Annotated in this window: 6 protein-coding genes; 5 read left to right on the top strand and 1 reads right to left on the bottom strand. The window is 57.4% G+C overall.

Annotated features, from left to right (window positions below; translation table 11 throughout):
* Nucleotides 1-418: 418 nt before the first annotated feature.
* Nucleotides 419-859 (bottom strand): Mth938-like domain-containing protein, encoded by a 441-nt coding sequence (locus RRB22_14175; protein ID MDT8385551.1) that lies wholly within the window; start codon nt 857-859, stop codon nt 419-421.
* Between the two features lie 320 nt (nt 860-1,179).
* Between RRB22_14175 and alaC the strand changes: the two genes are divergently transcribed.
* The 5 genes from alaC to yajC all read left to right on the top strand — a co-directional run bounded on the left by alaC (nt 1,180) and on the right by yajC (nt 7,155).
* Nucleotides 1,180-2,388, top strand: coding sequence for an alanine transaminase (gene alaC, locus RRB22_14170; GenBank protein MDT8385550.1), 1,209 nt, complete (start codon nt 1,180-1,182; stop codon nt 2,386-2,388).
* 108 nt (nt 2,389-2,496) lie between these two features.
* Nucleotides 2,497-3,804 (top strand): homoserine dehydrogenase, encoded by a 1,308-nt coding sequence (locus tag RRB22_14165; GenBank protein ID MDT8385549.1) that lies wholly within the window; start codon nt 2,497-2,499, stop codon nt 3,802-3,804.
* Nucleotides 3,805-3,998: 194 nt separating this feature from the next.
* Nucleotides 3,999-5,480: a threonine synthase gene (gene thrC / locus RRB22_14160; GenBank protein MDT8385548.1), complete on the top strand. Its 1,482-nt coding sequence runs from the start codon at nt 3,999-4,001 to the stop codon at nt 5,478-5,480.
* 38 nt (nt 5,481-5,518) lie between these two features.
* Complete coding sequence (tgt, locus tag RRB22_14155) at nt 5,519-6,664, top strand: tRNA guanosine(34) transglycosylase Tgt (protein ID MDT8385547.1); 1,146 nt, start codon at nt 5,519-5,521, stop codon at nt 6,662-6,664.
* Nucleotides 6,665-6,816: 152 nt separating this feature from the next.
* Nucleotides 6,817-7,155, top strand: a complete 339-nt coding sequence (gene yajC, locus RRB22_14150) for a preprotein translocase subunit YajC (protein ID MDT8385546.1) — start codon at nt 6,817-6,819, stop codon at nt 7,153-7,155.
* The last annotated feature ends 75 nt before the right edge of the window (nt 7,156-7,230 follow it).

Here is a 7,230-nt window from a genome sequence, read left to right as displayed (position 1 = left end):
AGGTTACTCTGTCGACACTATTTTGAAGTAGCGGTTATTCTCCTTAGCCGTTTTTTATGGTCAAATTCCACAGGCCGCCTCGCAGGTTAGCGAGTCACGCCTTAACTCCGTCTTTGCCTTTCATTTGCCACTATTTTAAGTGGCATATTCTGCAATACCGGTGGTTCGATATCCTTGACCATATCCGGTCGCTCGATATACGAGAACGTCAAGATCGTAAACATATCTGCGCACCTTCCCACTCACTTGCTGCAATCCTGCTAAATCAGGCTGCGCCAGGACATTGCTGAAAGTAGTGACAGATATTTTTTTGATTCCCTTTTAACGTTAGGGTCTGTGTCTGGTCTTCGTGCATGCGCGGAGGGTTTGTGCGGGTTGGGTTTTACGCAGGTCGGACGGGGTGGTGGCTTGTGTCAGGTTATTGCGGGTTGATCAGCCCGGCGACGACAAATCTTCCTTCAGCCATCAGGATGTTGTAGGTGCGGCAGGCGGCGGCGGTGTCCATGACTTCTACGCCGATGCGTTGTCGATGCAGGTCCGCCAATATTGCGTGGGGCGGGAATATCAGCCGTGGGCCGGTGCCCAGCAATACCAGTTCGGGTTGCAGTTCGATGATGGCGTTGAGGTGGTTGGCGCTGAGGCTGTCGATGTCGGTGGGTGCCCAGTCGCGCAGCAGGTGGCGGGGGCTGACGATAAAGCTGCCGGTGATGGTTTCGACGCCCAGGGGGCGGGAGGTCGGTTCGGCGCCGCGGTTTTGCAGGGCAATCTCTGCCGAGTAGGGGACGGTGAGGGTGATGGCGCCGGGCTGGTAGGCGCGGATGGTGTAGGAGTGGATGTCGTGGTCGAGATTGACTTGCATGGGGGTGTCTCTGGGTTGGGTGTCTAGATAGTAGGAGGATAGTAAACCGGGTGGGTGTCTGGATAGTAAACCGTCTGGATAGTAACCCCCGGCGCTGTTGATTTTAAAGGTTTGCCTGCCAAAAGGTGGTTTGCCAATGGCCAAGTTGCGAGCGCTTAAGGTATACTTTGGCTCTTTTTTTGCTGGCCGGGCTGGTTTTTCAAGCTCCTGATTTTACAGATATTTATATTTATTTATAGACATTCGCACCGACAATCCACTGCGCCGAGTCAGATTACCCATGCTTAACAGAAGGTTTACTAGAAGGTTCATGAAACGCCATGTTTGACGAATTCACGCGAATTAATCGCCTCCCGCCGTACGTTTTTAACATCGTCAATGATCTGAAGGCCAAGGCCCGGGCGCGTGGCGAGGATATTGTGGATTTCGGCATGGGCAATCCGGATCAGCCCACGCCGCAGCACATTGTCGACAAGATGATCGAGGTGACCCAGCGCGGCAATACGCACCGTTATTCGGTGTCACGCGGTATTCCGCGCCTGCGTCGCGCCATCTGCAACTGGTACAAGGACCGTTACAAGGTGGAGCTGGATCCCGAGACCGAGGCGATTGTCACCATCGGTTCCAAGGAAGGTCTCGCCCATCTGGCGCTGGCGACGGTGGGCCCGGGCGATGCGGTGCTGGTGCCCAACCCGTCCTATCCTATCCATCCCTACGGTTTTGTGATCGCCGGGGCGGATATCCGCCACGTGCCGCTCACCCCCGATCTGGATTTTTTCACCGAACTGGAAAAGGCGATCAAGGACACCTGGCCGAAGCCCAAGATGCTGGTGCTGAATTTTCCCGGCAACCCCACCACGCAGTGCGTGGAGCTGGAATTTTTTGAAAAGGTCGTGGCCATCGCCAAAGAACACCAAATTTGGGTAATTCAGGATCTGGCCTACGCCGACATCGTGTTCGACGGTTATACGCCCCCCTCCATTATGGAAGTGCCGGGCGCGAAGGATGTGGCCGTGGAATTCTTCACCCTGTCCAAAAGCTACAATATGCCCGGCTGGCGCGTGGGTTTCATGGTGGGCAATCCGAAGTTGGTGGCCGCCCTGGCGCGGATCAAATCCTATCTCGACTACGGCATGTTCACCCCGATCCAGGTCGCGGCGATTGCCGCCCTGGAAGGGCCGCAGGAGTGCGTGAAGGAGATCGCCGACATGTATTGCAGCCGTCGCGATGTGCTTTGCGAGGGGCTTTGCGCCCTCGGCTGGGAAGTGGAAAAACCCAAGGCGACGATGTTTGTGTGGGCGCCGATTCCCGAGCAATACAAGGCGATGGGCTCGCTGGAATTCAGTAAGAAGCTGTTGATCGAGGCCAAGGTGGCGGTGTCGCCGGGTATCGGTTTTGGTGAATACGGTGACGGCCATGTGCGTTTCGGTCTGATCGAGAACGAGCATCGTACCCGTCAGGCCCTGCGCGGGATTCGCGATATGTTCCGCGCCGACAGTCAGGCGGCGGAGAGTGCCGAGGCCAAGTAAAGTATGTAGGGTGGGCATCGCCCACCGGCTTGATTTTAAGTGGAACATAATCGGTGGGCGGATGCCCACCCTACATGAGAACTCGTTAAGTATTGGGGAATGAATAGAGTGGAACCTGTAAAAGTAGGACTGTTGGGGTTGGGCACTGTGGGTGGCGGCACGGTCAATGTGCTGTTGCGCAATGCCAAGGAGATTGCGCGGCGTGCCGGGCGCGGTATCGTGATCACCCATGCGGCGACCCGTGACATGAACAAGGCGCGCATCTGTGATACCACCGGGATTACCCTGACCGTCAACCCGCAGGAGGTGGTCAGCGATCCCGAGGTGCAGATTGTGGTCGAGCTGATCGGCGGCGATACCCTGGCCCGCGAGCTGGTATTGACCGCCATCGCCAACGGTAAGCATGTGGTCACCGCCAACAAGGCGCTGATCGCCAAACACGGCAACGAGATCTTCGCCGCGGCGCAGGAGAAGGGCGTGGTGGTGGCCTTCGAGGCCGCGGTGGCCGGTGGCATTCCGATCATCAAGGCGATACGCGAAGGCCTGGCCGGCAACCGCATTGAATGGCTGGCGGGCATCATCAACGGCACCGGCAATTTCATCCTCACCGAGATGCGCGATAACGGCAGTGATTTTGCTGACGTGCTGGCCGAGGCGCAGCGCCTGGGTTATGCCGAGGCCGATCCCACCTTCGACGTGGAGGGTATCGATGCCGCCCACAAGCTGACCATTCTCGCCTCCATCGCCTTCGGTATCCCGCTGCAATTCGAGGCCTGTTACACCGAAGGCATCACCAAGATCACCCGTGAAGATGTGGTCTATGCCGAAGAGCTGGGTTATCGCATCAAGCATCTCGGCGTCGCGCGCCGCACCAAGGCGGGCGTGGAATTGCGGGTGCATCCGACCCTGATCCCCGAGCGCCGCCTGATCGCCAACGTCGACGGCGTGATGAACGCCGTGCTGGTGAAGGGTGATGCCGTGGGCCCGACGCTGTATTACGGTGCCGGCGCCGGCGCCGATCCTACGGCCTCGGCGGTAGTGGCGGATCTGGTCGATGTGACCCGCACCCTGACCTCGGACCCGGAGAACCGCGTGCCGCATCTGGCCTTCCAGCCGGACGCGCTCAGCGATCTGCCCATCCTGTCCATGGACAAGGTGGAAACCGCCTACTACGTGCGCCTGCAATGTGAGGACAAACCCGGCGTGCTGGCCAGGGTCGCCAGCATCCTCGGCGACTCGGGCATCAGCATCGAGGCCATCATGCAGAAGGAATCCCTGGGCGATGCCCCGGCGACCATCATCCTGCTGACCCATCGGGTCAACGAGGGCAACATGAATACCGCCATCGCCGCCATCGAGCAGCTGGACACCGTCATCGGTGCCTTGACGCGTATTCGGTTGGAAACATTGAAGTAGGGTGCACCCACAGGGCATAAAGGCATCGCCCACCAATTAGTGCCAAAACGGTGGGCGATGCCCACCCTACAAGTCAATAGATAGAAGTAGGGTGGGCATTGCCCACCAAGAAACAACATTGGTCATGGTGGGCGGTGCTCACCCTACAACTCAATAGATAGTATTAACAGACAGTATCCATAGACAGGCTCAACATGAAGTTTATTGAAACCCGGGGTAATGACGGCAAAAGGCCTGCCGCTATCACCTTCTCCCAGGCCATCCTAAGCCCGATGTCTTCGTTCGGAGGCATCTATTCACCGGAGTCCTTGCCTGCGTTGGATGATGACTTCTTTAAGGCGCATATCGACTCCGACTACAAGACGCTGGCTAAAGCCATATTGCAGGCCTTTGAAGTGGATATCGAGCCGTCCGTGATTGACGCCGCGTTGAGCCTTTACGATGCGTTTGACGATCCAGGCAACCCTGTACCGGTGGTAAAAGTCTATGACGACCTCTTCGTCAGCGAGCTATACCACGGGCCGACTCGTGCCTTTAAGGACATGGCGCTACAACCTTTTGGCAAGGTGCTATCTGCCGTGGCCCAGGCGCGTGGTGAAAAATATCTGATCCTGGCGGCCACCAGTGGTGACACCGGCCCAGCCGCATTAGAGACCTTTAAAAATCGTGAAAACGTCCAGGTCGCCTGTCTCTACCCGGACGGTGGCACCTCGGATGTACAGCGGTTACAGATGGTGACGGAAGATGCGGCAAACCTGAAAGTCATCGGCATCCATGGTGATTTCGACGATGCGCAAAATGCCCTAAAGTCGCTGCTGGTCTCGGATGCCTTTGGTGAGGCGCTGAAAGCCCATGACATCTCGCTGTCCGCCGCCAACTCCGTTAACTTCGGTCGCATTATTTTCCAGGTCATCTATCACGTTCATAGCTATCTTGAACTGGTGCGCAAAGGGGTGATCCGGTTAGGTGAACCGGTTTACCTGAATGTCCCCAGTGGCAACTTCGGTAACGCCCTGGGCGGTTACTACGCCTGGAAAATGGGCCTGCCCGTTAAACAGATCCACATCGCATCGAATGCCAACAATGTACTGACTCAGCTCATTACCACCGGGCGCTATGACATCAGCCATAAGAGCGTTATCCCCACCACTTCTCCGGCGATGGATATCCTGAAGTCTTCCAACGTGGAACGTATCTTGTTTGATCTGTTCGGTGCTGAGCGTACCAAACAGCTGATGCACCAGCTTGATAGCGAAAAATGCTATGAATTAACCGCAGACGAATTAAGCAAGCTCCAGGCAATCTTTGCCGCCGACTTCTGTACCGATGAAGAGGGCTTGAGCTATATCAAACAGGCCTTTGAGCAAGCTGGCTATCTCATGTGTCCTCACACCGCGACCTGTTTCAAAGCCTATGACACCTGCCGTAAAGACAAGTCCATCAAGACGATTGCGTATTCAACCGCGGAGTGGACCAAGTTCTCTCCTGTCATCGCCAAAGCCTTAACCGGTGAAACCTTTGAGCATGATATCGATGCGTTGAACATGATCGCCAGGAAAGCGAATATCAAAATTCCTGCCCAGATCGCGGCGTTGTTTGACAAAGAGATTGCGCAAAAAACGGTGGTTGATAAGCGGGATATTGAAAAAGAGATTCTCGGTTTCCTGGGTGCTTAGGCTTAGGTGCTTAGGTAGGCGCTTAGAATTTTAACTTTATGAAGTTTGAACACATCAGCAGTGACGGCGCAGCGCGCCGCGGCCGTCTCACCTTTGAGCGTGGCACGGTGGAAACCCCGGCCTTTATGCCCGTGGGCACCTACGGCACGGTCAAGACCATGACCCCGGAAGAACTCATCGGCATGGGCGCGGAGATCATTCTCGGTAACACCTTCCATCTGATGCTGCGCCCCGGCACCGAGGTCATCGCGGCTCACGGCGATCTGCATAATTTCATGCACTGGCAGGGCCCCATCCTTACGGACTCCGGCGGCTTTCAGGTATTCAGCCTGGGCGAGATGAGGAAAATCACCGAAGCGGGCGTGACCTTCCGTTCGCCGGTCAATGGCGACAAGGTGTTTCTCGGGCCGGAGGAATCCATGGCCGTGCAGCGGGCGCTGGGCTCGGACATCGTGATGTGCTTCGATGAATGCACCCCGTATCCGGCGGACGAGCAGCAGGCCCGCGACTCCATGCAGATGTCGCTGCGCTGGGCCCAGCGCTCCAAGGACGCCCACGATGCACAGGGATGTGCGAGTGTCGCGGAAGGCAGGATGCCGGGAGCGACCGGGGGCAATCCCAACGCCCTGTTCGGCATCGTGCAGGGCGGCATGTACGAGGGGCTGCGGGCGGAATCCGCGGCGGGCCTGGTGGAGATCGGCTTTGACGGCTACGCCATCGGCGGCCTGTCGGTGGGTGAGCCCAAAGAGGACATGCTGCGGGTGCTGGACCACACCACCCCCTTACTGCCGGCCGGGCAGCCGCGTTACCTGATGGGCGTGGGCAAGCCGGAGGATCTGGTCGAGGGCGTGTTGCGCGGGGTGGACATGTTTGACTGCGTGATGCCTACCCGTAACGCCCGTAACGGCCACCTGTTCACCCGCCAGGGGGTGATCAAGATCCGCAATGCCTGCCACGAATTTGACACCGGCCCGCTGGACGCGCAGTGCGGCTGCTACACCTGCCGCAATTACAGCCGCAGCTACCTGCGCCACCTGGACAAGACCGGCGAGATGCTGGGCGCGCACCTCAACACCATCCATAACCTCTACTACTATCAGGAACTGATGCGTGGCCTGCGTGACGCCATCGCGGCCAACACCCTGGGCGCCTTTGTCAGCCACTTCTATGCGCAACGTGCCTGAGAGGGATTGAGAGGGGGGGCGGCGCGCACAAAAACCCGCAAGTGTGTAATAATGGCGACCTTTTTTCAGGCGGTTGCTTCACCATGACCGGTAACCGATAACCTGTAACATCTAACCCGTAACATGCAACCCGTAACATAGGAAAATAACCCATGAGCTTTTTCATTTCTGATGCCCTTGCTGAAGGCGCTGCCGCTGGTGCGGCCCAATCCGACGCTGGCCTGCTGGGCATGTTGCCGCTGCTGCTGATTTTTGTGCTGTTCTATTTCATGCTGATCCGTCCGCAGACCAAGCGCGCCAAAGAGCACAAAAACATGGTCGAGGCGTTGGCCAAGGGGGATGAGGTCGTCACCAACGGTGGCCTGCTCGGTCGGGTGAGCGAGGTGGGCGAGAGTTTCCTCACCGTGAAGATCGCCGAGGGCGTGGAGGTGAAGGTGCAAAAGCAGTCGGTCTCCGCACTGGTGCCCAAGGGTACGATGAAATCAGAATAACAACGCCGAATAGCCGTGGCGAACGGACATCCCGTGCCGGCTATTTATCAATTACCAACACTGCATTAACCACCT

This window comes from Gammaproteobacteria bacterium (assembly GCA_032250735.1).
In the GTDB taxonomy this organism is placed as follows: Bacteria; Pseudomonadota; Gammaproteobacteria; order SZUA-152; family SZUA-152; genus SZUA-152.
This window is presented reverse-complemented; position numbering and strand designations above follow the sequence as displayed.

What these genes read in the sequence shown, in the direction of transcription:
- RRB22_14175 (MDT8385551.1), bottom strand. Translation starts at nt 859, where the DNA reads ATGCAAGTCAATCTCGACCACGACATCCACTCCTACACCATCCGCGCC.
- alaC (MDT8385550.1), top strand. Translation starts at nt 1,180, where the DNA reads ATGTTTGACGAATTCACGCGAATTAATCGCCTCCCGCCGTACGTTTTT.
- thrC (MDT8385548.1), top strand. Translation starts at nt 3,999, where the DNA reads ATGAAGTTTATTGAAACCCGGGGTAATGACGGCAAAAGGCCTGCCGCT.
- tgt (MDT8385547.1), top strand. Translation starts at nt 5,519, where the DNA reads ATGAAGTTTGAACACATCAGCAGTGACGGCGCAGCGCGCCGCGGCCGT.
- yajC (MDT8385546.1), top strand. Translation starts at nt 6,817, where the DNA reads ATGAGCTTTTTCATTTCTGATGCCCTTGCTGAAGGCGCTGCCGCTGGT.